Raw genomic sequence first — 26463 nt, forward strand, 5'->3', positions numbered from 1 at the left:
TCTATCTGCGTGACTACCGCTCCGGCTAGCGCTTCGGCGGCGGCGGAGTACCGAAGATCCCGTCCATCGCGGTCGCCCCGGTCTGGATCACCGGACGGATCTGCTTCCGATAGACCTCCTCCGTCACGGCCGTGCTGGAGTGGCCGACCAGCCGGGAGATCTCTTCGAGCGGGAGGCCCCGGTCGGACAGGATCGAGACGAAGGACGTTCGGGTTTCTCGGGGCGTCCACTCGTGGGGCACCAACTCGATGTCCGGCATCGCGGCGGCCCGCCCGAGCACCTTGCGGAACTCACGCCGCACGTTCGCGGCATCCAGCTCGGTCCCAGTGGCGGAGGCGAAGACGAGCCCGCTCTCCTTCCACTGGTCGCCGGCGGCGAGCCGCTGCCAGCCCTGACGCTCCCGCTGGATCTTGAGAGCGTCGATGGCCCGGCCGGGCAGCGCGAGCGTGCGACGGGACTTCCGGGTCTTGGTGTCGCCGGAGGCCCGGACGGAGCGCCACACGGCGATGTGCGGAGGAATCGCGGGCGTCGCCGTCGGATCCCCTTCAAGGTCCACGTGGTCCCAGGTGAGCGGGCGCATCTCTTCGGTACGGCCGCCGGTGAGGAGCGAGACCACCACGTACGCGTACAGCGGCGAGTCCACCGCTGCGGTGAGCACGGCCTCTGCCTGCTTGAGGGTGAGCGACTTGGACGGCCGGCCGGGACGTCCGGCGGGGACCGAGCAGAGCTCGACGACGTTGCGCTTCACCTTGTCCCGCGCCATGGCCCGCTTGACCGCCCGATTCAGGCACGAGCGGATGGCTTCGAGCGAGCGCGTACTGAGCACCTGGGACTTGGCAGCAAGCCACTTGTCCACGTCATCGGCGCTGAGATCACGGAGCTTCCGGGCCCCGAGGGCAGGGATCACGTGGGTGTTGCAGAGGATCGTGTTCGTCTTGAGCGTCCCCGCGTCCCGCCCGTTGAGCCCATAGGCGAGCCAGTCGGTCACCGCATCCTTGACCGTATATCCCGTGGGCGCGATGGCGAGACCGTCCTCGTAGTCCCGCAGGACCTCCTTGAGCTTGGCCTTGGCCGCAGTCTTGGTCATGCCGCTGGCCCGCTTCACGATCCGCTTGCCGCTGGGGTCGTAGCCGAGACTGGCCGTCGCGATCCAGCGTTGGCGCTTGTCGTCCCAGTGAAGACCGCCGTCTCCCCTGCTGCGTCGCTTCGTCATCAGGCCGCCGCCTCCAGCCGATCACGGATGTAGTCCTGGACCGAGCTCTCCGGGATGCGTCGGGCACGGCCCTCGGTGATGGAGACCAGGCGCTTGGTGCGGATCAGGTCGTAGACCTTGGTGCGGCCGAGCTTGAGCCGCGTCATGACCTCAGGAACGGTCAGGAGTGCGGCAGTTGCGGTGGTCACGCGGTGGCTCCTTCCATGTCGAGTTGTGCGGGCAGTTCCTGCCGTGCGAGTTCGCGGCTGTGCTGGATGTCGCGGTGGATGTTGGCGGCGAGCCAGGACTCGCCGGGGGTGTGGCCGTGGCCGGCGTAGGACCAGTGGGCGACGACGAGGACGGTGGCTTCGGGGTGTTCGTCGGGGTCGGGCAGGCCAAGAGCGGTGCGTTGCTGGGCGGCGCGGTAGTCGGCGCGGACCTGGCGTAAGGCGCCGAGGGTGGTGGAGTAGCGGCGGGACTTGGTGGAGAAGTGGCCGCGGAAGCCGAGCATGTGGGCCCAGGCGCGGAGCCGCCGGGCGGGGTAGGCCGCGTCCAGGTCCATGCAGGCTTCCATCAGGCGCCGGGGGTGGTCCGGGACGCCGAGGAGGACGAGGGCTTCCTTGTTGCCGACGGGGTGGTCGACGGTGCCGGTCGTCTCGGCGGCCTTGGTGGCGTACTTGGCGACGTAGGCGGCGACGGCCTGTTCGGTCAGTTCCTCGCCGTCGCCGAAGGCGCCGATGGGCTGGACGTCGATCTGCTCGCCCCAGGTGAGTGCCAGGTCGTCGGTGATGCCGTACGCGGGTGCGGCGGGGACGAGGACGCGGACACGGCCGGCGGCGGCGCGGATGGCGTCGGCGAGGAGGTCGAGGGTGGCCCAGGCCGGGGGCGAGGTGTCGGGCCCCTCGGGGCCGTCGAAGCGGACGACGGCATGGAAGTGGACGGCTCCGCGCTTCTGGTACTCGGCGACCTTTCCGAAGGAGACGCGGGACTGCTCGCGGGCTGCCTTCTGGGTGAGGCCGGCTCGGGCGGCGATCTCGCGGCGGAGGTAGATCGTGAAGTAGCGCCACAGCTCGGAGGCGTGGTTGTTCCACAGCACGGCGCCCGCGTAGTCGTACGTGGCCGGGTGGAGCGGGGTGCCGAGTTCGGGGGCGTCTTCGGGGTGGCGGGTGCCGCAGCGGCAGGGCCGGTTACCAGGGCGGTTGTGGACGGGGCCGAAGGACGGGGCGGTGAGGGTGGCGAAGACGCGGGGGTGGTCGCGGATGGTGTCGGGGGTGCCCTTGTCGGGTGCGCCGACGAGGCCGGCGCGGATCAGGTGGTAGGTGTCGCCCGCGTAGGTCCAGGCGCAGGCGGGGCAGCGGGAGGCGCGGCGGTTGCCGCAGGCGACCCGCAGGACGCCACCCGGCTCCGCGTCGGTCGTGTACGCGTGGAGCACCGTCTTGGTGGCAGGGTCGAGGAGCTTGGTGCCGCCGGACAGGCGGATGGGGGCGGCGCATCCGCCGGTGCGACGGATCTGTTCGGTGAGGCGGTCGAAGCCGGGGGACCCGGCGACCCGGAGCAGATCGCTCAGGGTGGCCGGGTCCAGGCCCGCCGCCTGGGTGGCGGAGTCGATCACGTGGCTACTCCTTGTGGGCGGGGCCGTGGTTGGCGTTCCATCCGGCGACCAGGGCACCGACCTGGGCGTCTCCCTTGGCGGAGGCCGTGGCGCCGCAGTGACAGACGGCGGAGGCGGTGGCGGGTTCGGACAGGGAGGGCTTGCTGATGTGCAGCCCGGGCGCGCTCTGCGTGGGAGCGAGGTCAGCCACGGCGGTCACCTCCCGGCGCGGGCGAGGGCGGCCGGGGTGGTGTGGCCGAGGCCCTGGCAGGTGCGGCAGTGGACGGGGATGGTGTCGCGGGTGCCGTCGGCGGTGCGGAGGCCGGTGGTGATCGTGGCGGTGGCGAAGCCGTCGCAGTCGCGGCAGATGCGCGGGGCCTTGTTGCTCTGGGGCATGATGAGCTCTCCCTTTCGGGTCCGTTGGATCTGGAGGGGTTCAGGCGCCCGGGGCGGCGGAAGTTTGGCGACCGAGGCCGCCCCGGGGGCCGCTTAGCGTGTGTTGCGCCTGCCGTGGCCCTTGGCCGCGTACATCGACGCGTCGGCGGCGGACAGGGCGTCGGTGAGGACCGGGAGCAGCAGGTCCGTGCGGTGGCAGTGGCCGACCGAGGCGGAGACCCGCAGCGTGTGTCCGTCGTGCGTGACCGGCTGCTTGAGGGCGGCGCGGAGGGCCGTGAGGCCGGCGGTGTGGTCCGGGGTGGTGACGATGGCGGCGAACTCGTCTCCGCCGAGGCGGGCGGCGATGCCGTGGCGTCCGCACCAGGTCGCGAGGCGGCGGGCGGTCGCGGTGAGCACGGCGTCCCCGGCGGCGTGGCCGTGGGTGTCGTTGATGTTCTTGAAGTCGTCCAGGTCGACCAGGACCACGAGCGCGTTGGCGTGGCGGGTGATGAGGTGGTCGGCGCGGGCGGTCCATCCGGCGCGGGTGTGCAGGCCGGTCAGGGGGTCGCGGCGGGCGGTGGCCAGGCGGCGCAGGAGCAGCCCGCCGTGCAGGGCCCAGCCGAGGGCCGGTAAGCCCGCAGCAGCGATCGTGTACGTGTCCATGGCGGTCACAGGCCCTTCTGCATGTCCTTGATGAGCAGCCGCAGGACGACCGCCACGACGGCGACGGACACGCCGGTGATGGCGACGGCGAGGAGCAGCGAGACGAGGACCGTGCCGACGACCAGGACCACGGCACCGCCGCCGGCGGCGAGGGCGACCGCGCTGCCGGGCGTGAGCTGAACCGTCGACCGGGCCGTGGCGACCGGGGCCGGGGCCTGGATGTGGTTGTGGCCGCAGGTCATGGCCTCGGGGCTGGAGTGCGGTTCGACGTGAGTGGTGGGGGTGGGCTGGGTGAGCGGGGTGACGATGCCGGTCGGGAGCGGGTTGACCGGGATGCGGGGTCGGAGCATGGCGGTTCTCCCTACTTGTTGATCGGGTCGATGAGCGGGGTGAGCATGCTGTCGGCGAGGAGGTAGCCACCGAGGAGGAGCACGGCGACGAGCCACCAGGGCGGGCGGATGAGCTTGATGCCGAGTGCGCCGACGACGATCAGGGCGAGCCAGAGCGGAACGTCCACGAGAAGGGGCTCCTTCAGGTCAGCGGGGGTTGCAGCGGTGGGTACGGGCGGCGAGTTCGGCCGCCGCGCGGCTGGCGTACGGAGGGCTGGAGTAGTCGCAGCCGGGAGCGGTGCACACGGCGGTGTGTTTGGTCCGGCCCAGGCGGTCGCGGTGGGTGCCGACACTCACCGGTCCGATGCGAACGACGTTGTAGAAGCGGTTCGGGCGCACGAGGGCAATCTCCTTTTGATTTAGGCGAGTTGAAGGGAGATCGCGTCTGCCAGAGCGGGCGGAACTCCGAGGCGAGCGCGCAGGGTGGCTGCGTCGATCGGGGCGCCGGTCTGGGTGTGATGGGTCTCCGCGATCTTTCGGGCGTGGTCGAGCAGTGCGGGCGGAACGGTCACTGCGGGCGCCACGGGCGCGGACTGCACTGGGAGTTGGAGCGGCTCGGGATCCGGCTTCACTGCCTCCGGCTCGGGTTCGGCCGGCGGGAGTTCGGGTGCCGGTTCCGGAGCGCGCTCGACGGTCAAGCCCACGGCCGGTTCGGCGAGCGTTGCGTCCTCGGCACCCGGGACGGCTTCGGGCTTGGGTTTCGGGGTGTGTGCGTGGGCGAGGAGGGTGCCGCCGAGGAAGGCGAGGGCGGGCCATCCAGCGACGAGGATGCGCAGCCAGGCCGGGACGTTGTTCATGTCGAGGAGTCCGGCGGTGGCGACATTCGCGCCGAGGGACGCGGTCAGGGCGATCGCGAACCACAGCCATGCGTCGCTGTTGCCGGAGTCGGAGCGCATCCGGCGCCAGGCGGCGACAAGGAGCAGGTCCACGCTGACGGGGTAGGCCCACGCCTTCCAGCCGTCCTGTCCGGCCGCCGCAGCCAGGTCATGCAGGTGGGCGAAGGAAAGGGCCCCGGCGATGACGGCCTGAATGAGGACGGCGTCGAAGCGGAGGGTGCGGGACACCGGTCCGCCTCCTTTCTGGGTTAGGCGGTGCCGGTGCCGAAGCAGTCCGGGCACAGCGCAGTCTGAGTGGCGCCGATCTCCCGGCGCTTGCGCCCGACCCGGACAGCGGTCGTGGTCTCCCCCGTGCCGGCGCAGGTCCCGCAGGACTCGGAGGCGGGCTTGGCGGGGCGGCGGCGCGGGGCCGGGGGCTTCTTGGTGGTGCTCACGGGCGGTTCCCTTCGGTTTCGGGCATGGGTCTGGTAGGGACCTGGCGTGAGACGGTCACGCCGACCGACGGGGGAAGAGGGTCCTGCTAGTCCGTCGCCGGGACCGGCTTCACCAGCGGTACGGACTCCACCGGCGGGGTCTGAGCGGGGATCACCGGCCGGTACGGCGCGAGCGCCGGAATGGCCGGGGTGAGGTGCGCGTACTCGGCACAGATCGCGGCAGCTTTAGCCGCCGTCAGCTCGGGGGTGCGGATGCGGGACCAGCCGCCAGAGGAGTCACCGGCCACCGCGACACCGGGCTTGTCGGGCGGGATCGTCGTCACCGCGACCACCGCGTCCGGGGCGATGTCGCCCAAGCCCATATCGGCGGTCTGCTTGTCGTTGACCCGGTGCACGGCACGGCCGGTGAGCTGAGCGCGCAGAGTGGTGGCGCCCTTGCCGAGGTCGGAGCCGAAGCGCTGAGCGCAGATCTCCAGGAAGATGCCGGCCGCGCGAGCCATCTGCCCGAGGCGGATCATCTGCGTGACCATCCGGTCCCTGCGCTCTTCATCCTTCTTCCCCGTGACAAGGAACAGCTCCGCCACTTCGTCGACCAGAAGCACGACCGGAACCGGCCGGATCTTCTCGGGCACGGCCCAGATGTCGGCGGCGCCGTACTCGCTGAGCAAGTCGAAGCGCTCTTCCATCTCCGCGACGAGAGCGTCCAGGACGCCGGAGGCTTCCTCAGGCGTGATGGCGAAGGCGGAGAGCCGGGGCGCGTACCCGCGCTGCTCGACACCACGCTTGCAGTCGATCCCGACGAGGGCGACATCAAGGCGGGCGAGCTCGGCGATCAAGTTGCGTTGATACATGGACTTGCCCGACTGGTTGGCGCCGAGCGTCAGCGCGTGCGGGACCTTCAGGTAGTCCCGGACGAACGCGGTGCCGTCCTCCCGCAGCGCGACCGGGACCATCAACGGCCCCAAGGAACGCTTCCAGCGCGGCATCTTCACCCGCCGCAGCACGTCGTAGCCGGTCATCCGTAGCTCGACATACCCGGGCTTGGTCTCCACCACGTTCACGGAGTGGACACCCCAGGCGTGCCGCAGCCGTTCCGAGGCCGCCATCACGTCGGCGGGCTCCAGGCCGGCGGGGAGGCGGAGCGTGACCCGCATCCCGGTCGACGACCCGCGCACCCGGCGGACCTTCGGCGGCACCGGCTGGACGTCACTGCGGCGAGCGACGTTGCGGACCATGAACGCCCGCAGGCGGGACGGCTGGACCGTCAGCCCGCACACGTCCATCGTCGAGCGGTACGTCATCGCGAACCGCACCCGCGCGACCGGCAGCCCGACCAGCGACCAGTACACCCGGGGAGCGCGAACCTTCGCGACCCCGAGCCCACCGGCACCGACACCGACCAGAGGGAGGCCGACCTCCCATAACGTCGACAGGTCCGTCATGATCAGGCACCCATCGGCGTAACGGCGACCGCGCGGAACGAGATGCCGTGCCGGGTCTGCCCGTTGAACGTGTTCTCCCAGTCCCGCGCCTTGAGCCCGATCACCGACACCGGAGACCCGGGCGCCAGCCCCTCCGGGAGACCGGTCTCCGGGACGGTCACCTGGTACAGGTTGCCCTCCCCCTCATCCGAGATCAGCAGCCCCACCGTGGACAGCCCCGCACCGGTCTCCCGGTCCATGGCCCTCTCCCCGGTCTGCTTGCTCACGAGCTTCGGCGTCGGCGCGGTCGCCACGAACACGACAGCGGTCGAAAGATCAATCTTGAAGGACGGCATGAGCACTCCTACGTCGTCGAGGCAGCCCAGAAGAGGGCCATCACACTCACTGTCCTAGGACTGCGAGCGGCTTGAGTAGATAGTGGCCCGCAGTCCTAGGACTGTCAACAGTCCTAGGACTGTGTTTGACTAGATCTCGTCGAGAGGGGTTCGAGATGGCGCCCAAGTGGCGGGAGCTGGCAGACAAACTGGCTGAGCAGATCCGGCGGGGTGACTACCAGCCGGGCCAGCGGTTGCCGCAGATCAGAGAGCTGGTCGAGGCCGGCGAAGGCTCCAAGGCCACTGTGCACGCTGCTTACAAGGCGCTGGAGGCGGAGGGGCTCGTCACGTCCTCCCGTGGCCACGGGACTGTGGTGCGTCAGCAGGTGCCGCTCAAGCGGCTCGGTATCGCTCGATACGACAAGGCCAAGTGGCGAGACGGCGACGAGGTTGCGTTCATCGCGGATCGCGTGGCCTCAGGACGGGCGTATCGCCGCAACGAACAGACTCAGTCGGTCAACCTCGTTGAGGCATCCCCCGAAGTGGCAGCCGCGCACGGCCTCACCGTAGGAGCTCCGGTCTACGCCCGCGCACGGTTGGTGAAGGAAGGCGATCAGCCGACGCATTCTCTGACCAGCTACTACCGGCCTGAGCATGTGGAAGGCACCCGAATCGTCGACCCGACGCCCGGCCCGGCCGGCCGAGGCGGAGGCTTCCGCGTCCTGTACGACGCTGGTTACGAGATCGACCACATGAAGGAACGGCTCTTCGCCCGTACGCCCACGCCGGACGAGGTGAAGCTCCTACAACTGCCGCCCGGCGAGGCAGTAGTCGAGCTGCACCGGACGACGTACACGGCATCCGGCACAGTGGTCGAGTTCGCCATCGGGATCCACGCGGCTTCGCGCTTCGCGTGGGAGTACGACTTCAAGGTCCCGGACTCCTCCAAGGACAGGGAAGGCGTGGAGTGATCTCAGCGCAGGATTGGGCGGACACACAGCTCCTGTGGGACTACCACCAGATGGGCCACACGCCCCGGCCGTGCTCGGTCGCGATCGGGCTTGGCAGCCACGACCTAGGGGTGGCAGACACCGCAGTCGACCTGTACGAGCGCGGTATGGCTCCGCTCCTCGTGTTCACCGGCGCCACCAGCCCGACGACGCGGGGACGCATGCCCCGCGGTGAAGCCGTGCACTATCAGGAGAGGGCGATCGAGCTCGGCGTCCCCAGCTCGGCCGTCCTGGTGGAGCCGCGCGCCCGGAACACGGGCGAGAACATCCGCTTCTCCCGAGACCTGCTCGCGGAGGCCGGCATCGACGTGACCTCTGTTCTCCTGATCAGCAAGCCGTACGAGGAGCGCCGGGCGTACGCGACGGCCCGGAAGCTGTGGCCCGAGGTCGAGTTCGTTAGCGCTTCCAGCCCGATGACGCTCCAGGACTACGTCGATTCCATCGGCGACGCCCGCTTGGTGATCGACATGCTTGTAGGTGCACTACAGCGGCTGCTGATCTACCCGGAGCAGGGATTCATGATCGACCAGCAGGTACCGGAGAACGTTCTCGACGCGTACGAGCGGCTGTGCCGAGTGGGCTTCACGAGCCGCCTAATCCGAGACGAGGCGGGCCAGGCTCCCGGAGGCCGAACGCTCCGCGACTAGCAACGCCGCGCGCAGGAGCCCTTGTTCAGGGTGAGCTGTTACAGGTTTCTCTACCTCATCAAGGCCCGCCCTTCCGGGCGGGGAGGGGAGGAGGAGTCATGTAGCGCTTCCTCGCGCCCGGCAGATGCCGGGGGCCAGACCCCACAGCTTCCGGGACCACGTAGTGCTGCACCACCGCCCTCGGCGTCGGACATTCCGCCCCGTTCGCGATCAACCCCCACGACCGCCCTGCACGGGTCCAGCCCTCGTACACGGTGGCCGGAGGCGGGGGCTCTTGCCCTACGGGCATCCGGCGCGCAGGCCAGTCGGCTGTCCCAGCCGCTCGCTACGAATCACACCCCACCGGCCCGCACAGCGGGCCGGCGCGGGCTCGGGACTGGGGCCTGCGCTCCTGCCTGCGGCCCGCTCCGCCCCCGCCCCGGCCCCGCGCCACCTCAAGTTGCCACGGGGTGATCCGCTTCACGCTTTGACCCGCAAGAACATGCGCCGGACCGAGCACAACACCCGGCTCCGACAACCGGCACCAGAGCCAGCCCCTCCGGCACGGCCGGGACGAGACCACGTTCGAGCAGGTAAGCCTCGAAGCCATCAGCAAGCGATCACACGCGTACCGACTGCGCGAGATGCCCGCCCATCGCGAAGGCGCAGGCAACAAGGGGATGGTCTGAGGAGACAGAGGCGACGGTCAAAGAGGATGCCTCCGGCGGGGGCGCTCCGGCTCCAGGATGGCCGGGGCGCCGTACGCGGGTGCCGGCCGGTGGGGAGTGGTGGGGGTGGGGAACTCCCATCCCGTCTGCCGTCGACCCAGGCAAAGCCGAGCAGACACGGCACCGGGCGTCCAGGTCGTTCGTACAGTGGCGCGCTCCACCTGGACGCCCGGCACCGCGCCTGCTCCACAATGTGTGGGCCGACGGCAGACGGGATGGGAGTTGGGCAGCTGGCGATCGTTCTACGGCTCCAACCCCGGCTCAGCCCCTGCGACTCCCCCCTCCGGCAGCGACCATCGGCTAGTTCGATCTCCAGGCTTCCCTAGTAGGACGACCTGCCCTTCGGATTTCAGCAGTTCCATAGCATATTCGATCTGCCGAATCGATAGCTCCGTAGCGGCGCGGATGTCGCTCACCGATGCAGGGCCCAGCTTCAATGCCCCCAGGATTCTACTTGCGTTTTCTCGCCGATTCCCGCGTGCGCGCGTTGATACCTCACCTTCGATTCCCGCTGATCCCTTGGAGGCATCCGGAACTTCTACGGAGCGTAGGGATTCCAGCGGAATGCTCTGCTGCTCTGACTTAATTCCGCCCGAAAGACTCGAAGCGAGACGGTAGATCCTTCCCCCGCGCTCACCAACCGCTTCTGCTACGCGCGCATCGACGAGTCCAGCTAGGACATTTCTCGCTTCGAGGGAATCCATCGGGAATGCGTCACGGAGCGACTTATTGGTCCATCGCGTACCGTGCCGCATTGCGACAAGCGCATGGCGCTGAATGTCACTAAGAGGTGCGGAAGGACTGAGCGAAGCAAGCCATTCCAGATCAGCAGGCGCCAAGAGGGTGTGATTGGGGACTCGTACGGTGAACCTGACACCCTGATCGTGGAAGCGAGGAGGAACCATTCCGGCATCCCTGAGACTTCTCAGCACCGTCGGAATTCCTGAAGCCAGCGCCTCCACCACTCTCTGCCCTCGCGCATATCGAACGTTCTGGCAAATCCTGACGAGATAAGAGTTGCGAGCGGATGTGACTCCTGTACGCCCGAGGCTATCCACACTCAGACCCCAGAGGCCTCCGGGGTTGCTCAGGATAAGCTGACTATTGTCGATCTTGAGGGTGATAGCCTGGCCGAGCGCGTAGGGGCCTAGGTCTCGGTGGATCAAGGCATTGGAGAGCAGCTCCCGAACAGCTTCAACTGGGTACTCGGACTCGTCGCGCCCATGGCCGTCATAGCCAAATCGAACTCGCGTGCGGGTATTCCTCTGGACCCAGCTCATCGCCTGCTCGAGCATTAGCGGAATGGGCCCATCGAACCTTTTCGCATCGACAGCCCGGGTGCCTGGTGGGTCATTGGGGCCCGGTGCGACGCTAGCCTGGATGACGAGGCTAGGAAAGAACTGTTGAGGATAAACCCCAAGGGCTAGCAGGCCAGCTACGGTGGGGATCCGATCGTCACCTGCGACCACACCCGTGCGGAAAAGGATCTCGTCCCGATCGAACCGCGAAAGAGCCGGCGAGTTCGCCATACAGCTTTCGACATAGGAATCCACAAGGATGCCATCCAGGTCTTCAAACCTGGCGTCATTTACGACGGCCTGATCGAATCGCGGCGTGTCTCGATTCGCAATAAATGCCTGTTCTTCGAGCTGTGAAAGTTCGTAGTCACCATCGTAAGAACGCAGGTATGCCTTGCCCGTCCCTTTGACGCGGCAGGGTTTGAAGGAGCTGGCTAGCTCATCCACCTGAGCCACGACCAACGGCTTTCCCTCGAAGAGCAGATCCCACATCTGAGGATTAACCGACGGCTCAATGCCGTTTCGCGACATGGACGCCAGTGCAGACTTACAAGCCACTGGATCGTAGACGCCAACAGCACTGAAATTATCGGACTCATCCAGACCGAAGATAAGGGTTCCACCACCTGGCGTGTTGGCGAATGCGGAAATAGTTGGCGCAACGCTTTGAGGAAAGCCGTCTGCGGCGCGCTTAACTTCCACCTCCGCGAAGTCGCTCCCCTCGCTTCGAAGATCAGCTACAACGGTTGCCAGCTCATTCAGATCCACAAGGCGAGCCTAGCGGCCCCCGGTTGGGGAGCTGCCACATCCACAAACGCCGCGTCCGCAGCCCCTCCCGGGCCAACAGTCAAGAAAACGTAAAGAGCAAGTCTCATTTTCACCAAGAAGCAGACCTTCGTGGGTCATCCGCGTTACGCTCCGTCACCGTAGGTGCAGCGTAGCGACGGAGCGTAACGCGGATGACCCGGGCAGAGGGGCAGAGCGCTCACGCAGCGTAGCTTCAGCCTCCTGGCCCCTTACTTCAGCTCCCCAAGCAGCAGGTCTACTCTCTCGACTTTGGGGTGCTGAGGTGGGCAGCCAGGCGGGGCTGCTGTTTCCGTAGGTTCACGTATCTGTGCCGACGGTGCTCGGCTGGCGAGTCTGGCCGAGGGCGCGGCGGGGGGCTCAGCAGGCTGACGGGATGCATTTGTCGCCGGGGGCCTACGGGATTAACCCCCGCATGGCCGCCGACTCTCGCCATGCGAGAGGTGGTACGCGGCCGGCGCTGGCAGGTCATCTCCTGGCCATCGATGAAGCCCGACCGTCGGTTAGGTCACGGACGAATCTCCGGGCCGCCCCCAGACAGGTCGGGGATGCAACCATTCCCTTCAGAGCTGGAACCCTCGGAAGCCAACCGCGCGCTTGAGACCCTAGAGGTCGGTACTGACAACACCCCTGCCGTTGATGGGCCGTTGGGCGATGAGTGTCTAACTGCGTGACAACACCGGCGAACAGCGGCGGACGAGCGCGGACGTCAGCGGACCATCAGCGCAGGTGAGAGCCGCACCAGCCTCAGGCAGCAGCCCCACCCGAGTTGCTTCGGGACGAAGAGGTCGTGGGTTCAAATCCCGCCACCCCGACAGCCGCAAGACCGCTGAGGGCCTGGTTCGAGAAATCGAACCGGGCCCTTCGTGGTTGTGCCGATCCCGTGGGACGGACGGGCGCCGGGGGCGAGCTGCCGCGGCGTCAGGTCGGTCCGACGTCGCGGCAGCGGGCCGCCCGGAGAGGGTTCACGTGATGCTGGTGTCGCCCAGGGCCTCCAGGACGTGGCGGAGGCCGTCGGCGGTGGTGGCGACCAGGTCGCGGTCCACGTCGGCGAGCAGGTGGGCGTAGCTCGCCAGGTGGTCGGCGAAGGCGGCCCGGGTGACCTCGTGGCCGTGCTCGGTGAGCCGGATCTTGATGGTCCGACGGTCGTCGCCGTCGCGTACGCGCTCGACCAGCCCCTTGGCCTCCATCCTGTCGATGCGGTTCGTGATCGCGCCGGAGGTCACCATGGACGCCTTGAGGAAGGCGCCGGCGGTGAGGGTGTACGGCGGGCCGGAGCGCTGCAGCGTGGTGAGCACGTCGAACTCGCCGTGCTCCACGCCGTGGGCGGCCGCCGCGGCCTTGGCGGACTTGTCGATCACCCGGGCCAGCCGCTGGATCCGCCCGAAGAGCTCGACGGGCCAGAGGCCCTCCGCCACGTCGGGACGCTCCTTGACCCACTGACCGATGATCGCGTCCACGGCATCGCTCATGGCCGTCACTCCTCTCAATGGACATCTTCTCAACGTTAAGACACTTGACGTTGAGAGAGTCGCAGTGCTTTTATCTCAACGTTGAGATTATCAAGACTGAACGACAGGAGCACCCCATGTCCGCGCTCGTCCTCCACCCCACCGCCCAGGACCTCCTCTTCCGCGAGGCCCGCACCGCCAACACCTTCACCGACGAGCCGGTGACCGAGGAGCAGGTCCAGGCGATCTACGACCTGGTCAAGTACGCCCCGACCGCCTACAACCAGTCGCCGCTGCGGGTGGTCCTCATCCGCACCGACGAGGCCCGCGAGCGGCTCCTGGACCTGATGGCCGAGGGGAACCGGCGCAAGACCGCCGCCGCGCCGCTGGTCGCGATCCTCGCCGCCGACAACGAGTTCCACGAGGAACTCCCCACGCTGCTCCCGCACTTCCCGCAGGCCAAGGACGTCCTCTTCGCCGACCGCCCGGTCCGCGAGGAGTCCGCGCTGCTCAACGCGACGCTCCAGGCCGCGTACTTCCTCCTCGGCATACGCGCGGCGGGGCTGGCCGCGGGGCCGATGACCGGCTTCGACTTCCCGGGCGTGCAGAAGGAGTTCCTGGACGCCGACCACACGCCCCTGATGGTCGTGAACATCGGCCGCCCCGGCGCGGACGCCTGGTTCCCGCGCTCGCCCCGGCTCACGTACGACGAGGTCGTCACCACGGCCTGAGCCGTACGAGCCACCTGAGCCACCCGAGTCACCCGAGTCACCCGAGTCACCCGAGACACCCGAGACACCCGAGACACCCGAGACACCTAAGTCGAACCAGGCGTACGGGCCTGACGAGTCGTCCGTGCCGCCTGCCTGCCTCGCTTCTCTCTCGCCACCGGAGCCCGCCGTGTCCCTGCTCGCCCGAACCCGCCCCCGTCCCGCCGCCGCGCCCGCCGATCCGGCCGCTCCGGGTGCACGCCATGTCCCCGTCGCGTGGCTGGCGTTGCTGGCCGCCCCGATCGCCGCGAGCGCCAACAGCCCGGTCCTGATCCTGCCCGACATGGCCGGCTCGCTCGGTGTCCGCACGGCCACGGCGACCTGGCTCGTCACCGTCTTCGCCTGGGCCATGGCGGTCGGCACCCCGCTGATGGCGGGCCTGCTGCGCCGCCGGGGACTGGGCGCCGCGCTCCGGCTGAGCGCGGCCCTGATCACGGCCGGCACCGCGGTCGTCGCCGTGGCGCCCTGGCTGCCGCTGGCCATGGCGGGCCGGGCCGCCCAGGCGGTGGGCGGCGCGGGCCTGGTCACCGCCGCGATGAGCCTGGCGGGCTCGGTCCGCCGCATGGGGGTCATCACGGCGGGCTTCGGGACGCTGGGCGCCGTCGGACCGCTGCTCGGCTCGACGATCTCCGGCGCCCTCTCCTGGCGGGTGTCCCTCGCCGTCGGGGCGGTCGCCCTCCTGGCCCTCCCGGCGGTCATGCGCCGCGCCGATCTGTCCGCACCCGAGCGGACCACCCCCTTCGACGGCCGGGGCGCGGCCCTGCTGGTCCTGACGGCGACCGCCCTGGTGCTCATCCCGCGCCACCCGCTCCCGGCGGTGGCCGCCGCCCTGCTGACGGGCGCGCTGCTGGCCCTGCACGTCCGGTCCCACCCCACCGGCTTCGTCCCCGCGACGCTACTGCGCACCCGGGCGTTCACCCTCTCCGCCCTGCTCGCCTGCGCCTTCTCCACCTCGTACTTCACGCTGCTCTTCACCATCCCGCAGCTGCTGCGCGACCGCACCGACTGGTCGACCTCCCTGATCGGCACCGGCCAGCTCGTCGCCCTCCTCACCGGCTCCGTGCTCTCCATGCTGATGGCCGCCGCCGCGGCCCGGCTGGGCCGGCCCAAGGTCCTGGCGATCCTGCTCGCGGTCGGCGCGCTGGCCCCGCTCACCGCCGTGCTGAGCCCCTGGGCGCCGCTGCTGCTGCCGGTCGCGACGCTGGCCGTCTTCACGACGAGCGCCGGCCAGGCCACGCTCGCGGTGTACGCCACCCAGGCGGCACCGGGCGCCCAGCGCCCCACGGCGATCGGCCTGTTCAACCTCTGCTACCAGCTCGGCGGCGCCTTCGGTCCCGCGATCGCGGCCTTGATCACGCTGGGCGGCTGACTTCCCTCCCCTCGGCGCATCGGGCGCGGTGGCCGCACCCGTCCCCGCCCTGAGGTCCCCTCAGGAACCGGCTCTACGATGAGGCGTCGAGAAGAAGGGTGGGTCTCAGGTGCTGGTCGCGGACCGATATCGGCTCCACATGTGTGTCGGGCGGGGCGGCATGGGCGAGGTGTGGCGGGCCACCGACGAGGTGCTCGGACGCGACGTCGCCGTGAAGTTGATGCTGGGTCACGAGCACGACCCCTCCGCCGCCGAGCGGTTCCGGATGGAGGCCCAGACCGCGGCGCGGCTGAGCCACCCGCACGTCGTCGGGGTCTTCGACTTCGGTACGTGGGACGGCAAGCTGTACCTCGTCATGGAGCTGGTCCACGGGGACAGCCTCGCCGGGGACCGGGGGCAGGCGCCGGTGCTGTCGGCCGAGCAGGTCGCGACGGTCGCCGCGCACGCGGCGGCCGGGCTCGCCGCCGCGCACCGGCAGGGCGTCGTGCACCGGGACATCAAGCCGGGGAACCTGCTGCGGGACGCGGACGGGACGGTGAAGCTGGCCGACTTCGGCATCGCCCGCTTCGTCGACGACCCGTCCGCCGCGCTCACCACCACGGGGCAGATCGTCGGCACCGGGCTGTACCTGGCCCCCGAGCGGGCCCTGGGGCAGCCCGCCTCGCCCGCCTCCGACGTGTACTCGCTGGGCTGCGTGCTCTACCAACTGCTCACCGGGCAGCCGCCGTTCCGCGGGGACACGGCGACGGCCCTCCTGTACCAGCACATCGACACCCCGCCGGCGCCGCCGCGCCAGGTCGGGGTCGCGATGCCGGCCGCGTTCGAGTCCTTCCTCCTGTCGCTGCTGGCCAAGCAGCCGGAACAGCGACCGCCGGCGCAGGCCATCGCCGAGTGGTTCAGCTCCGGAGCATGGCGGGACCGGCCGCTGCCGCTGCCGCAGGCCGTGGCACCCGCCCCGGCCCCTGCCCCGCCCGTGCACCAGCGGGAGCGGCACGCGCCGGCGCAGCACGCGCCGCCGACCGCGCCCGTGCCCCGGGGGCGGCGGGCGCAGGCCCCGGCCGAGAATCCGCTGGCCGCGATCTCGCGGCGGCGGCCCCGCAGGACCGCCGCGGTCGCCGGGGCGATCGCCTTCGTCGTCTTCCTGCTGATCGGGATGGCCTGGGTCTCCTGAGGCCTGGCCGGGGAAGCCGACGGACGCGACCCCGTAGACGCGGGGCTCAGTAGACGCGGAGCTCAGTAGACGCGGAGCTCAGTAGACGCGGAGCTCAGTAGACGCGGGGGGCCATGACGTGGCCCTCCGGGTGCTCCGGGGCGAGCAGCAGGCAGCGTGGCACTCCCGGTCCCGGGGTCGCCCGGACGGTGACCGGGGTCGGCGGGTCGGTGGGCAGCTCGATGTGGACCGTCACCGGGCGGTCGTCCCGGCTCGTGGCGTGGCCCGTCTCCTTGCCGTCCACCAGGACCTCGACGACCGGGGTGTGGCCGGTCTGGACGGTCGCGCTGACAGAATGGCCCCGGTAGTCGATGTGGAAGTGGTGCCGTGCTCTCATGACGTCGCCTCCGCCGCGCGTGGCCGCCCCTCCGTACCAGCGTAGGGCGGCGGCGCGGGGAACGTCAGCTGACGACCCAGGCCACGCCGCCCAGGCAGACCAGGGCGGCGCAGATGCCCAGGTTCACCGCCCGGTACTGCAGGAAGACCGCCACGAACTCCCGGATGGTCGCGCTCGGCCAGAAGTACGCGGCGGTCGGCGAGCCCACCACCTGCCCGTTCACCCCGGCCTTGCGGGCCATCAGCGCGGCCCGGAAGGCATGGAAGTTGTTGGTGACGATCACGCACTCGGAGCCCGGGCGGTCCCGCTCCATCAGGCTCTTACTGAAGAGCATGTTCTCCTCGGTGGTGCGCGAGCGGTCCTCCCGCAGGACGCGGCCCTCCGGGAAGCCGCGCTCCACCAGGTAGTCCGCCATGGCGTGCGACTCCGGCAGCTCCTCGTCCGGGCCCTGCCCGCCGGAGGTGATGAGCACCGGTGTCCGGTCCACCTCGCGGCGCGCGGCGAGCACCTCGTACACCTCGCGGCCCCGGTCCAGACGGCTGGCGAGCAGGGGCGGCACCCGTCGGCCGCCGATCAGGCCCGAGCCGAGGACGACCACGTAGTCGGCGTCGCGGCGGATGCGCATCCTGCCGTACAGGAAGGCGTAGCCGATGAAGCAGAGGAAGAGGAAGGAGACGTACGCCAGGACCATCACCAGCGTGCCCGCGACGATGCCCAGGGGCTTCGAGCGGGTGATCACCGCGGCTGCCATCAGGGCGATGACGCCGAAGATGCCCAGGCCGGCCAGGAGCGAGAGCAGGTTGGCGGGGCTGCGGCCCTCCTTGCGGACCATCTTCACGCCGTTCGCGCACAGCAGCCCGGCGAGGACGAGCGGTCCGAGAGCCAGCACCAGCAGCAGGGTGACCATCACCGTCACGGAGACCGCGGGGTGGGTGTCGTCGAGCCCGGCGAGCAGACCGAGGCCGAAGAACGTGACGGCGAGGCCCAGGTACACCGCGTTGGAGAAGCGGCGCCGGTCGCGCAGCACACCGGCTCCGAACAGCAGCAGGAACACGGCGCACACGACGTAGGCGAACATGCGCTCATCGTAGACAGCGCCCCGGACAGCGCCCCCGATACCCGTGGTCGGACCGCGGTGCTGCCCGCGTACGGTCAAGGCTCGGCGACCAGCGCGTGCAGCCCGCGCCGCGCGCCCTCCTCGTACGCCCGGCGCAGTTCGCCGGCCGAGAGGTGCTCGCGCAGGGCCGACTCGCTGCGCTCGCGGGACGGCGAGCAGAAGCGCGCGGGCCGGTAGCCGTCCTCGTAGGCGGAGGAGCGCAGCAGGTCGGCCGCGCCCAGGAGGTGGGCCGCGGTGGTGGGGCGGCCGCGCAGGATCCGCATCTGGGCGAGGAGTTCCGCCGCGCAGGCCGCTCCGGAGACGCAGCCGATCCGCAGGTGCTCCCGCAGGGCGCGGGTGGCGCGCTCCGCGGCGCGGCCCGGCTCGCCGTCCCAGTAGTGCAGCTCGGCGCGCGCGTACTGGGCCCAGGCGTCGGCCCAGACGTCCCGCCCGGCCCAGCTGTGCACGTCGGCCCGGTCCAGGGCCTCCTGGGCTGCCTCCGGGTCGGTACGGACCCGGGCCAGGGCGAGGGCGGTCCAGCACAGCTGCCGGGTCGGGCCGAGGTCCGGGTACTCGGCGAGCTCCTCCAGGGCGTCGCGGAACTCGGCCGCGGCCGCCTCCGTACGGCCCTGGTACAGGGCGGTGGAGCCGCGCAGATGGGCCAGCATGGCCAGGCACTTGTCGTCGCCCTCCCGGACGGCCGCCGCCCAGGACTGCACGAGGAGCGGGTCGGCGTCCTCGGGGCGGCCGGCCTCCAGCTCCAGGTAGGCGGCGAGCCACAGGGCGCGGGCGGGAGCGGGGCCCGGGTGCAGGGCGAGGGCGTGGCGCAGCCGGGACCGGCCCTCGGCGACCCGGCCGCAGGCCACCCACAGGAACCACAGCGAGACGGCGATCTCGACGGCGGTGTCCGTCTCGGCGGCAGGCGACAGCGGCGCGGTCGTCGGGTCCATGGCGGCGGCCAGGTCGGGGAGTTCGAGCAGGGCGAGCGCGCGGGCGTCGAGCTGCCGCCCGCCCTGCCACCAGTCGGTCGCCCGCCGGGCCACCTTCACGTACCACCTGCGGTGGCGGAGGACGACGGCCCAGCGGTCCCCGCGCTCCGTGAGCCGGCGGGCGCCGACCGCGCGCATCGGCGGCGGCATCCAGTAGCGCTCCTCTCCGGGGTCGCCGTCGTCCACGGGGAGCAGGGCGAGCGGGGCCAGCCGGTCCAGGACGTCCAGGGCGACGCCGGCGGGCAGCGCCCCGGAAGCACACACTTCGCGCACGGCCTCGCGCCCGAAGGAGCCCTCGAAGACGGAGATCCGCTCCCACAGGAGCCGTTCCAGCGGGTCGCAGCGGGCATAGCCGCTTTCGGCGGCGCCGAGTTGGAGCGCGGAGGGGCCGTCTTCGCGGGGGTCTTCCCGGGGGGCTTCCCGGCCGTCTTCCCGGGGGGCTTCGCGGGCGTCTTCCCGGGTGTCATCCCGGCCGCACTCCCTGCCGCGCTCCCTGCCGTCCTCCCCGTGGTGGGCCGGGCCCTGCGCGACCGCAAGCACCTGTTCCTCCTTGAGCCGCAGCGCCCGCAGGGCCGTGACGAGCACGGTGAGGCCGGGGGCGAAGGCGGGTGCCTCGCGTAGCAGGCCGGCCACGAGGGCCGCGCCTCGGGGTCCGAGCCGCTCCCAGCCGTCCAGGACGAGGACGCGGGGGGCTCCGGGGGCGGCGAGTCTGCGGCGCAGCAGCCGGGCGAGCGCGGGCAGGTTCTCGGGGGTGAGGAGGTCGGCCGGTTCCCACAGCGCCTCGACGCCCTCGCGCCGCAACGCCTCCCGCAGGAGCCGGGACTTGAGCGGCCCCGGGGGGCCGGTCAGTGTCAGCAGCCCCGCACCGTCGCGTATCGACCCTCGCAGAACCGCCAGTTCGTGCTCGCGGCCCGCCAACGAACGCCCCGTTTCCGCCATCTGCCCCTGTCCGCCCCGTTGCTATGGATCCGGTCTCATACGCCTGACTTCGTGGCGGGGCACCGCCAGTACGGCTTGAATGCATATGCCCCGGGACAAAATCCTGGGGGACCGAAGCAAACCGGCCAAGCCATTGTCGTGAATCGACCAAGGAGACGCATGCCATCCGGGAAATCCGTCCTGGGAGAGCCGGATCTGGCGCTGATCCACCACTGCGTGCCGGCACCGCGTTTCTCGGGGCGGCCGGTGTGGGCGCTGATCAGGGCTGACGTGCCCTCGCTCGCGGTGGTGTCGGCGGCGGCGATGGCCCGGCTGCGGCAGACCCGGCCGGTGACCTCGGTGACCGGCAGGCACAACGGGTCGTCGGGGCCTGGCTGCGCTCGGCCGGCGACCTGCTCGACATCACCACGTCGATGGAGCGGGCGGCGCCCGCGCTGCGGATCACCGGACCGCGCTGAGCCTGCACACCCACAAGTCGGGCGCGCGGGCGCTGGGGCCGGACGGGCGCCGGCTGCACCACGTACGCCCGGACCTGCACGCGCCTTTGTGGCAGGACCGCTTCGTCTGAGGCTTTCCCTCCGCGGGGGCGGGCGTGAGAATGGCGGCATGGAGTTCGTCGTGTTCGTGACCCTGCCGGGGCTCGTCATCCTGCTGACCGCGCTCGCGTTCGGCGACCAGGTCCTGCGTGCCACCGGGCGCGGGCGGCGGTCGGGCCAGATCTCCTCCACCGGCTTCGAGCAGCTGCACGCCACCTTCTCGCAGGGCAAGCAGAACGAGCTCAAGGAGCGGCAGAGCTCCCTCGTGATGCGTGACGACGAGGAGGACGGCGCCCCGCCGCACCACTCCACGGTGGATCTGACGGGCGGGCGCGCCGTCATCAGGATGCCGTCCACGGCGCCGCTCACGCCGTCTTCGAGGCCCGTGCCGCCTACGGCGCCTTCGTCGCCTTGATCGAGTACATCAGCGGGATCCGGGGCCGGTCGGCCGCGAAGCGGTAGTAGCCGTCCTCGTGCTGAGCGAGGGTCCCGAAGCGCGGGACGAGGGTCACGTCGTGCTCGTGCAGGAACTCGATGCGCAGCCCCGCCTTCGCCAGGGCCGTGACGACCTCGCCGACCGGGTGGACCCACTCCACGCTGCGGTTGTGGACGGTCGCGGCGTCGCGGTCCGCGTACGTGCCGGACGAGGTGTCCACCCAGGGCTCGCGCACGAAGTAGTCGTTGATGAGGCGGGTCCCGGTCTCGTCGTCGAAGGAGTCCGCCATGGGGTGGAACTCGGCGACGTACAGGAATCCGCCGGGCGCGACCAGCGAGGCGGCCGTCTCGGCCCAGCGGTCGAGGTCGGGCAGCCAGCACAGCGCGCCGACGCCGGTGTAGACGATGTCGTACGAGGAGTCCGGCACCGCCTCGGCGGCGTCGTGGACGTCGGCCGCGACGAACGCCGCCCGGTCCGGGGTGAGGCCGAGGTCGGCGGCGAGGGAGCGGGCGCTCTCCACGGCCGGCTCGGAGAAGTCCAGGCCGACGACGCGCGCGGCGCCGTGGCGGGCCCAGGACAGGGTGTCCAGGCCGATGTGGCACTGGAGGTGCAGCAGGGAGCGCCCCGTGACGTCGCCGACCTCCGCGCGTTCGAAGTCGCGCAGGGCGTCCTTGCCGGCGCGGAAGTCGTCGAGGCCGTAGTAGTCGCTGGCGGCGTGGATCGGGACGCGTTCGTCCCAGAGGGCTCGGTTGGCGGCGTACCAGTCGTCGGGGGTCGGTGCGTACATGCCCGGGAGGTTATCCACAGGCTGCGGACACGGCGAACGAATTGTCGGCCGGGCGGAGCATCATGGCTGCATGACTGAGCGCAAGGCGACTGAGAGCACGACGACCGAGAGCACGGAGGCCGGGGGCACGACGGCCGCGGGCAGGACCGGGGCCGCCGGGGCCGCGGACGTGCCGCGGTGGCAGCAGCGGTTCCGCGCGCCGCGGGTCTCGCTGCCCGAGTGGGCCGAGGAGGCCCCGGACCGCTCGCTGTTCGTGTCCAACGCGACGGGGACGTACGAGCTGTACGCGTGGGACCGGGCGACCGGCGGACAGCGGCAGGTCACCGACCGGCCGAACGGGACGACGGACGGCACGCTCTCGCCCGACGGGCAGTGGATCTGGTGGTTCGCGGACACCGACGGCGACGAGTTCGGGGTGTGGATGCGCCAGCCCTTCCACGAGGGCGACGGCGCGGACGGCGGCGCGGACGAGCCGGCCGTGCCGGGTCTGGAGGCCTCCTATCCGGCGGGGCTCGCGATCGGCCGCGACGGCACCGTCGTGGTGGGCCGGTCCACGGACGAGGACGGCTCGACCGTGCACCTGCTGCGGCCGGGCGCGGCCGGGCCGGTGGAGATCTACCGGCACCGCGAGTCGGCCGGCGTCGGCGACCTGTCGCACGACGGGAGCCTGATCGCGATCGAGCACACCGAGCACGGCGACTCGATGCACTCCTCGGTCCGGATCCTGCGCGCGGCCGACGCCTCGGTGCTGGCCGAGCTCGACGACACCAAGGGCGGCACGGAGGAGCTGGGGCTCGGCGTCCTCGGCTTCGCGCCGGTGGACGGCGACACCCGGCTGCTCGTCGGGCACCAGCGGCGGGGCCGCTGGGAGCCGATGCTGTGGGACGTGGCGACGGGCACCGAGACCGACCTGCGCCTCGACCTGCCGGGCGACGTGTCGGCGGAGTGGTACCCGGACGGCTCGGGGCTCCTCGTCGTGCACAGCTTCGAGGCCCGCAGCGAGCTCTGGCGGTACGAGATCGGCACCGGGGCCCTGGTCCGGGTGGAGACGCCGGCCGGCTCCGTGTCGAGCGCGACGGCCCGCCCGGACGGCTCGGTGGAGTACCTGTGGTCCTCGGCCGCCCAGCCGCCGGTGGTGCGTTCCACGGACGGCTCGGTCGTCCTCGACCCGCCCGGCCCGAAGGCGCCGCCGTCGGTGCCCGTGGCGGACGTGTGGGTGGACGGCCCCGGCGGGCGGGTGCACGCGCTCGTGCAGCGCCCGGCGGAGGGCGAGGGCCCGTTCCCGACGGTGTTCGAGGTGCACGGCGGTCCGACCTGGCACGACAGCGACGCCTTCGCGTCCGGCCCGGCGGCCTGGCTCGACCACGGCTACGCGGTGGTGCGGGTCAACTACCGCGGCTCCACCGGTTACGGCCGGGAGTGGACGGACGCGCTGAAGCACCGGGTCGGCCTGATCGAGCTGGAGGACATCGGCGCGGTCCGCGCGTGGGCGGTGGCGAGCGGCCTCGCCGACCCGGAGCGGCTCGTCCTGTCGGGCGGCTCCTGGGGCGGCTATCTCACCCTGCTCGGCCTCGGCACCCAGCCGGAGGCCTGGGCGGTGGGTCTCGCGGCCGTGCCCGTCGCCGACTACGTGGCGGCGTACGAGGACGAGATGGAGGCCCTGAAGGCCCTGGACCGCACCCTGCTCGGCGGCTCGCCGGAGGAGGTGCCGGAGCGGTTCGCCGCCTCCTCGCCGATCACCTACGTGGACGCGGTGAAGGCCCCGGTCCACATCACGGCCGGCGTCAACGACCCGCGCTGCCCGATCCGGCAGATCGACAACTACGTGGACCGGCTGGCCGCCCGGGGCGCGGTGCACGACGTGTACCGGTACGACGCGGGGCACGGCTCGCTGGTCGTGGAGGAACGGATCAAGCAGGTCGGCCTGGACCTGGCCTTCGCGGCGAAGCACCTGGGGACCCGGCCGCAGGAGGGCTGAGCCCGCTTGCGTACCGTGGGGGTGTGTACCGGTTCCTGAGAACGCCCCGCTGGTGGGGGATCAACGTCTTCGTCCTGCTGGCGATCCCGTTCTGCGTGTTCATGGGGACCTGGCAGCTGGGCAAGTTCGAGGACCGCGTCGACTCCCACCGGGAGGCCGAGCGGCGGCCCGACCCGGCGACCCAGCGCACCGAGCCGCTGGACTCGCTGCTGCCCGTGGACAAGGAGACCTCGGGCCGCGTCGCGCAGGCCAGCGGGCGGTACGGGGAGCAGTTCCTGGTCCCCGACCGGGCGCTGGACGGGCGCTCCGGCGCGTACGTCCTCACCCTCCTGAAGACGGACGGCGGCAAGGTGCTGCCGGTGGTCCGGGGCTGGCTGCCCTCGGGCACCGCGGCGCCGGCCCCGCCGTCCGGTGAGGTCACCGTGTCGGGCGCGCTGCAGGCCTCGGAGAACCCGGGGACCAAGGGCGTCAGCACGGCCGGCGGGCTGCCGACCGGGCAGCTCGGCATGATCAGCGCCGCGGCGCTGGTCAACGTCGTGCCGGACGACGTCTACGACGCCTGGATCACCCTCGTGGACTCCCCCGCCGGGCTCACCCCGGTGCCCGCCTCGGCGGCCGCCGGCACGAGCCTGGACATGAAGGCCTTCCAGAACCTGGGCTACACGGCCGAGTGGTTCGTCTTCGCCGGCTTCGTGCTCTTCATGTGGTTCCGGCTGGTGCGCCGCGAGGCCGAGGCCTCCCGGGACGCGGCCCTCGGGCTGTAGCACCCGGGACGGCCTCCCCGGGCGCCGGTGGGCGCCGACGGGCGCCGGGTCGGCGCCTGGCGCCCCGCCGGGGCCTCAGGACGCGTCCAGGACCCCGGTCCGGTAGATCGTGCCGGCGCACGCGTTGGGGATGGTCGCCTCGGCCACCGGGCCGCCGCCCTCCGCCGTGTGGGTCACGGCGACGCTGCCGTCGGACGGGGTGCCGTCCGTCAGGAGCTGGCTGCTCGCCGTGTTGCCGGTCGTGCCCGTGCCGGCCGAGCCGCCGGTGGCACCGCCGTTGGACGCCGGGCCGCCGCTGCCGCCCGTGGTCGGGGTCGGGGTGGGCGTCGGCTCCGGGCCCGTGGTGGGGCAGGTCTCGCTGGGCACCCAGGCGAACCGCACCTCGTAGGCGTTGGCCGGGGTCAGGACCAGGGTCGGCGACTCCTGCGTGGGGTCGGGCAGCCCGTTCGCCGCGTCGCCGAAGGTGTGCTCGACGACCGCGATCTTCCCCGCGTCGGCCGCGCCGCGCGCCTGGAAGGCGACCTGGCCCGGCCCGCCGACCATGCAGTCCTTGCCGGACACGTTGGCGATGCGGAAGCTGCCGTACACCTTGCCGTCGGCCTCGGGCGCGCCCGCCTGCACGGCGCTCACGCTGAGCTGGCCGGCCTCGCAGGTCGGCGAGGGGACCGGCGGGCTCGTCGGGGTGCCGGCCTCGCCGCCGGTGCCGCCGCCGCCCGAGCCGGGCACCGGGACGCTGGGCTTGCCCGCTCCCCCGGTCCCGCCCTGTTCCGGCGCCGCGGTCCCGACGGGCGGCGTGTGGCTCTTCTGCCCGCCCTCGACACCGGTCTCGGTGCCGGTGCCGCCCTGGGCCTGCTCGCCGTGGCCCGCGTTGACCGCCTTGTCGGCGCTGATCCCGCCGGAGGAGGCCACGTGCACCAACGCCGGGACGGCCGTGCCGACGAGGACGACGGCGGCGGCGATGCCGACGACGGCCTGCCGCTTGCGGGCCCGGCGCGCGGGCACGGCACGCCGCAGGTGCTCCAGCGTGCCCTCGGAGGGTTCGAGTCCGGTCACCGCGCCCTGGAGCAGCCGCCGCAGCGCCTGCTCGTCGGCCACGCCGGATTCCGGCCCTTCGTTCAGCATTCCGCGTCCGCTCAGGTCGTTCCGGTCATCGTGCTCGTCGCCGTCCCGCGGCCCGCCGCTCATGAGCTCGCCTCCATCGCGACGCGCAGCGCCGCGATCCCGCGTGAGCCGTACGCCTTCACCGAGCCCAGGGAGATCCCGAGCGTCTCGGCGACCTGCGCCTCCGTCATGTCCGCGAAGTAGCGCAGCACCAGGACCTCGCGCTGCCGCCGCTGGAGCCCGCGCATCGCCTTGATCAGCGCGTCCCGCTCCAGCTGGTCGTAGGCGCCCTCCTCGGCGCTCGCCATGTCGGGCATCGGCTTCGAGAGCAGCTTGAGCCCGAGGATGCGGCGGCGCAGCGCGGAGCGCGAGAGGTTGACGACGGTCTGGCGCAGGTAGGCCAGGGTCTTCTCGGGGTCGCGCACCCGGCTGCGCGCCGAGTGGACCCGGATGAAGGCCTCCTGAACGACGTCCTCGCAGGAGGCGGTGTCGTCGAGGAGCAGCGCGGCGAGGCCGAGCAGCGAGCGGTAGTGCGCGCGGTAGGTCTCGGTGAGGTGGTCGACGGTGGTGCCGGCGGCCATCGCGTCGTCAGCGCCCTCGCGGGGCGACGGGACGCCGTTCACGGTCGGTCGGGTCCTGATGGGCATGGGGGCGATCACCGGCATGCCGCCGGCCGGGCGCGGCCGCCTGAGCGGGCGCACCGCGGTGCCGCGCAGCGGGATGACCGCAGCAATGTCGAGTACCTCTGCCACGCCTGTTGGACACGCTTCCCCCCGTCAGGGTTGTACGCGTACGGCACCGTTTTTGACGGTGCGTCGTTTGTCCTCATGCGTACCCGTTCTCCCCCGATGCCCCGCTTTCGCGGTGTGCTTCGCGCTGTCCGGACGGCCACATAGTGATGGGTGCACGCGAAGACGCCTCCTGCCCGACCGCCGGTTGCGGAGGGGAGGGAACAGCATCGTCGTCCAGGACATCTGACCTGTTCAAGAGGCATCCGA

The 26463-nt window shown here is 71.2% G+C and carries 29 protein-coding genes; 8 read left to right on the forward strand and 21 right to left on the reverse strand.

Translation table 11 applies throughout. From position 1 onward, the window contains the following. Positions 1–25: 25 nt before the first annotated feature. From OG309_RS16930 to OG309_RS16990, 13 genes are all read right to left on the reverse strand, one after another. Complete coding sequence (locus OG309_RS16930) at positions 26–1213, reverse strand: site-specific integrase (RefSeq protein ID WP_329421774.1); 1188 nt, start codon at positions 1211–1213, stop codon at positions 26–28. Beyond that, a complete protein-coding gene (locus OG309_RS16935) occupies positions 1213–1401 on the reverse strand; it encodes a helix-turn-helix domain-containing protein (RefSeq protein ID WP_132916013.1) in 189 nt (62 codons plus the stop codon). The genes OG309_RS16930 and OG309_RS16935 overlap by 1 nt, the downstream gene beginning before the upstream one ends. Beyond that, entirely contained in the window at positions 1398–2804 is a 1407-nt protein-coding gene (repSA, locus tag OG309_RS16940) for a replication initiator protein RepSA (protein ID WP_329421778.1), read from the reverse strand. Before repSA ends, OG309_RS16935 begins: the two co-directional genes overlap by 4 nt. Before the next feature lie 4 nt (positions 2805–2808). Further along, entirely contained in the window at positions 2809–2994 is a 186-nt protein-coding gene (locus OG309_RS16945; protein ID WP_329421779.1) for a hypothetical protein, read from the reverse strand. A 5-nt stretch (positions 2995–2999) separates the two neighbouring features. Beyond that, positions 3000–3179: a hypothetical protein gene (locus OG309_RS16950; RefSeq protein WP_329421781.1), complete on the reverse strand. Its 180-nt coding sequence runs from the start codon at positions 3177–3179 to the stop codon at positions 3000–3002. 93 nt (positions 3180–3272) lie between these two features. Further along, positions 3273–3821 carry a GGDEF domain-containing protein gene (locus OG309_RS16955; RefSeq protein ID WP_329428379.1) on the reverse strand — a complete coding sequence of 183 codons (549 nt, stop codon included), beginning with the start codon at positions 3819–3821 and terminating at the stop codon, positions 3273–3275. Between the two features lie 5 nt (positions 3822–3826). Next, complete coding sequence (locus OG309_RS16960) at positions 3827–4171, reverse strand: SpdD-like protein (RefSeq protein ID WP_329421783.1); 345 nt, start codon at positions 4169–4171, stop codon at positions 3827–3829. Positions 4172–4182: 11 nt separating this feature from the next. Beyond that, positions 4183–4338 (reverse strand): hypothetical protein, encoded by a 156-nt coding sequence (locus tag OG309_RS16965; protein ID WP_329421785.1) that lies wholly within the window; start codon positions 4336–4338, stop codon positions 4183–4185. 19 nt (positions 4339–4357) lie between these two features. Next, on the reverse strand, positions 4358–4549 hold the full coding sequence (locus OG309_RS16970) for a mobile element transfer protein (protein ID WP_329421788.1): 192 nt from the start codon (positions 4547–4549) through the stop codon (positions 4358–4360). Positions 4550–4569: 20 nt separating this feature from the next. Next, positions 4570–5274: a DUF2637 domain-containing protein gene (locus OG309_RS16975; RefSeq protein ID WP_329421790.1), complete on the reverse strand. Its 705-nt coding sequence runs from the start codon at positions 5272–5274 to the stop codon at positions 4570–4572. Positions 5275–5294: 20 nt separating this feature from the next. Continuing rightward, positions 5295–5480, reverse strand: a complete 186-nt coding sequence (locus OG309_RS16980; RefSeq protein ID WP_329421791.1) for a hypothetical protein — start codon at positions 5478–5480, stop codon at positions 5295–5297. An 86-nt stretch (positions 5481–5566) separates the two neighbouring features. Then, positions 5567–6922: an FtsK/SpoIIIE domain-containing protein gene (locus tag OG309_RS16985; protein ID WP_329421793.1), complete on the reverse strand. Its 1356-nt coding sequence runs from the start codon at positions 6920–6922 to the stop codon at positions 5567–5569. Positions 6923–6924: 2 nt separating this feature from the next. Further along, entirely contained in the window at positions 6925–7257 is a 333-nt protein-coding gene (locus tag OG309_RS16990) for an SCO3933 family regulatory protein (RefSeq protein WP_329421795.1), read from the reverse strand. 155 nt (positions 7258–7412) lie between these two features. Here OG309_RS16990 and OG309_RS16995 point away from each other — a divergent pair, with 155 nt between their 5' ends. Together OG309_RS16995 and OG309_RS17000 are read left to right on the forward strand one after the other, a co-directional pair. Further along, on the forward strand, positions 7413–8207 hold the full coding sequence (locus tag OG309_RS16995) for a GntR family transcriptional regulator (protein ID WP_329421797.1): 795 nt from the start codon (positions 7413–7415) through the stop codon (positions 8205–8207). Beyond that, positions 8204–8893 (forward strand): YdcF family protein, encoded by a 690-nt coding sequence (locus OG309_RS17000; protein WP_329421799.1) that lies wholly within the window; start codon positions 8204–8206, stop codon positions 8891–8893. The genes OG309_RS16995 and OG309_RS17000 overlap by 4 nt, the downstream gene beginning before the upstream one ends. Before the next feature lie 949 nt (positions 8894–9842). On the opposite strand, the gene OG309_RS17005 is transcribed toward OG309_RS17000, so the two are convergent. Further along, positions 9843–11666: an ATP-binding protein gene (locus tag OG309_RS17005; protein ID WP_329421802.1), complete on the reverse strand. Its 1824-nt coding sequence runs from the start codon at positions 11664–11666 to the stop codon at positions 9843–9845. A 1001-nt stretch (positions 11667–12667) separates the two neighbouring features. Next, positions 12668–13174, reverse strand: a complete 507-nt coding sequence (locus OG309_RS17010; RefSeq protein WP_329421803.1) for a MarR family winged helix-turn-helix transcriptional regulator — start codon at positions 13172–13174, stop codon at positions 12668–12670. 116 nt (positions 13175–13290) lie between these two features. On the opposite strand from OG309_RS17010, the gene OG309_RS17015 reads away from it, so the two are divergent. From OG309_RS17015 to OG309_RS17025, 3 genes are all read left to right on the forward strand, one after another. Then, complete coding sequence (locus OG309_RS17015) at positions 13291–13884, forward strand: malonic semialdehyde reductase (RefSeq protein ID WP_329421804.1); 594 nt, start codon at positions 13291–13293, stop codon at positions 13882–13884. Between the two features lie 169 nt (positions 13885–14053). Next, positions 14054–15292: an MFS transporter gene (locus OG309_RS17020; RefSeq protein WP_329421806.1), complete on the forward strand. Its 1239-nt coding sequence runs from the start codon at positions 14054–14056 to the stop codon at positions 15290–15292. Between the two features lie 139 nt (positions 15293–15431). Further along, complete coding sequence (locus OG309_RS17025; RefSeq protein WP_329421808.1) at positions 15432–16463, forward strand: serine/threonine-protein kinase; 1032 nt, start codon at positions 15432–15434, stop codon at positions 16461–16463. Between the two features lie 94 nt (positions 16464–16557). On the opposite strand, the gene OG309_RS17030 is transcribed toward OG309_RS17025, so the two are convergent. The 3 genes from OG309_RS17030 to OG309_RS17040 all read right to left on the reverse strand — a co-directional run bounded on the left by OG309_RS17030 (position 16558) and on the right by OG309_RS17040 (position 19863). Next, entirely contained in the window at positions 16558–16839 is a 282-nt protein-coding gene (locus tag OG309_RS17030) for a hypothetical protein (RefSeq protein ID WP_329421810.1), read from the reverse strand. 64 nt (positions 16840–16903) lie between these two features. Then, complete coding sequence (locus OG309_RS17035; protein ID WP_329421813.1) at positions 16904–17917, reverse strand: YdcF family protein; 1014 nt, start codon at positions 17915–17917, stop codon at positions 16904–16906. Positions 17918–17991: 74 nt separating this feature from the next. Then, complete coding sequence (locus OG309_RS17040) at positions 17992–19863, reverse strand: hypothetical protein (RefSeq protein WP_329421814.1); 1872 nt, start codon at positions 19861–19863, stop codon at positions 17992–17994. 606 nt (positions 19864–20469) lie between these two features. Here OG309_RS17040 and OG309_RS17045 point away from each other — a divergent pair. Further along, complete coding sequence (locus OG309_RS17045; RefSeq protein ID WP_329421815.1) at positions 20470–20814, forward strand: DUF6191 domain-containing protein; 345 nt, start codon at positions 20470–20472, stop codon at positions 20812–20814. Here the strand turns inward: OG309_RS17045 and OG309_RS17050 are convergent. Next, positions 20792–21622, reverse strand: a complete 831-nt coding sequence (locus OG309_RS17050) for a class I SAM-dependent methyltransferase (RefSeq protein ID WP_329421816.1) — start codon at positions 21620–21622, stop codon at positions 20792–20794. The two genes, OG309_RS17045 and OG309_RS17050, sit on opposite strands and share 23 nt — an antisense overlap. 70 nt (positions 21623–21692) lie before the next feature. On the opposite strand from OG309_RS17050, the gene OG309_RS17055 reads away from it, so the two are divergent. Further along, positions 21693–23600 carry a S9 family peptidase gene (locus tag OG309_RS17055; RefSeq protein ID WP_329421818.1) on the forward strand — a complete coding sequence of 636 codons (1908 nt, stop codon included), beginning with the start codon at positions 21693–21695 and terminating at the stop codon, positions 23598–23600. A 23-nt stretch (positions 23601–23623) separates the two neighbouring features. Beyond that, positions 23624–24364, forward strand: coding sequence for an SURF1 family protein (locus tag OG309_RS17060; RefSeq protein WP_329421819.1), 741 nt, complete (start codon positions 23624–23626; stop codon positions 24362–24364). 75 nt (positions 24365–24439) lie between these two features. Here the strand turns inward: OG309_RS17060 and OG309_RS17065 are convergent, their stop codons facing one another. After that, positions 24440–25549, reverse strand: coding sequence for a hypothetical protein (locus OG309_RS17065; protein ID WP_329421821.1), 1110 nt, complete (start codon positions 25547–25549; stop codon positions 24440–24442). After that, positions 25546–26217, reverse strand: coding sequence for a SigE family RNA polymerase sigma factor (locus tag OG309_RS17070; protein WP_329421822.1), 672 nt, complete (start codon positions 26215–26217; stop codon positions 25546–25548). Before OG309_RS17070 ends, OG309_RS17065 begins: the two co-directional genes overlap by 4 nt. Positions 26218–26463: the final 246 nt, after the last annotated feature.

The organism is Streptomyces sp. NBC_01268 (assembly GCF_036240795.1).
Lineage (GTDB): Bacteria > Actinomycetota > Actinomycetes > Streptomycetales > Streptomycetaceae > Streptomyces.

Coding starts and splice junctions, on each gene's coding strand:
- OG309_RS17035 (WP_329421813.1), bottom strand. CDS start 17,917: ATGTTCGCCTACGTCGTGTGCGCCGTGTTCCTGCTGCTGTTCGGAGCC.
- OG309_RS16955 (WP_329428379.1), bottom strand. CDS start 3,821: ATGGACACGTACACGATCGCTGCTGCGGGCTTACCGGCCCTCGGCTGG.
- OG309_RS17050 (WP_329421816.1), bottom strand. CDS start 21,622: ATGTACGCACCGACCCCCGACGACTGGTACGCCGCCAACCGAGCCCTC.
- OG309_RS16930 (WP_329421774.1), bottom strand. CDS start 1,213: ATGACGAAGCGACGCAGCAGGGGAGACGGCGGTCTTCACTGGGACGAC.
- OG309_RS16960 (WP_329421783.1), bottom strand. CDS start 4,171: ATGCTCCGACCCCGCATCCCGGTCAACCCGCTCCCGACCGGCATCGTC.
- OG309_RS17015 (WP_329421804.1), top strand. CDS start 13,291: ATGTCCGCGCTCGTCCTCCACCCCACCGCCCAGGACCTCCTCTTCCGC.
- OG309_RS17030 (WP_329421810.1), bottom strand. CDS start 16,839: ATGAGAGCACGGCACCACTTCCACATCGACTACCGGGGCCATTCTGTC.
- OG309_RS16950 (WP_329421781.1), bottom strand. CDS start 3,179: ATGCCCCAGAGCAACAAGGCCCCGCGCATCTGCCGCGACTGCGACGGC.
- OG309_RS17025 (WP_329421808.1), top strand. CDS start 15,432: ATGTGTGTCGGGCGGGGCGGCATGGGCGAGGTGTGGCGGGCCACCGAC.
- OG309_RS17040 (WP_329421814.1), bottom strand. CDS start 19,863: ATGGCGGAAACGGGGCGTTCGTTGGCGGGCCGCGAGCACGAACTGGCG.
- OG309_RS16990 (WP_329421795.1), bottom strand. CDS start 7,257: ATGCCGTCCTTCAAGATTGATCTTTCGACCGCTGTCGTGTTCGTGGCG.
- OG309_RS17065 (WP_329421821.1), bottom strand. CDS start 25,549: ATGAGCGGCGGGCCGCGGGACGGCGACGAGCACGATGACCGGAACGAC.
- OG309_RS17055 (WP_329421818.1), top strand. CDS start 21,693: ATGACTGAGCGCAAGGCGACTGAGAGCACGACGACCGAGAGCACGGAG.
- OG309_RS16995 (WP_329421797.1), top strand. CDS start 7,413: ATGGCGCCCAAGTGGCGGGAGCTGGCAGACAAACTGGCTGAGCAGATC.
- OG309_RS17010 (WP_329421803.1), bottom strand. CDS start 13,174: ATGAGCGATGCCGTGGACGCGATCATCGGTCAGTGGGTCAAGGAGCGT.
- OG309_RS16985 (WP_329421793.1), bottom strand. CDS start 6,922: ATGACGGACCTGTCGACGTTATGGGAGGTCGGCCTCCCTCTGGTCGGT.
- OG309_RS17045 (WP_329421815.1), top strand. CDS start 20,470: ATGGAGTTCGTCGTGTTCGTGACCCTGCCGGGGCTCGTCATCCTGCTG.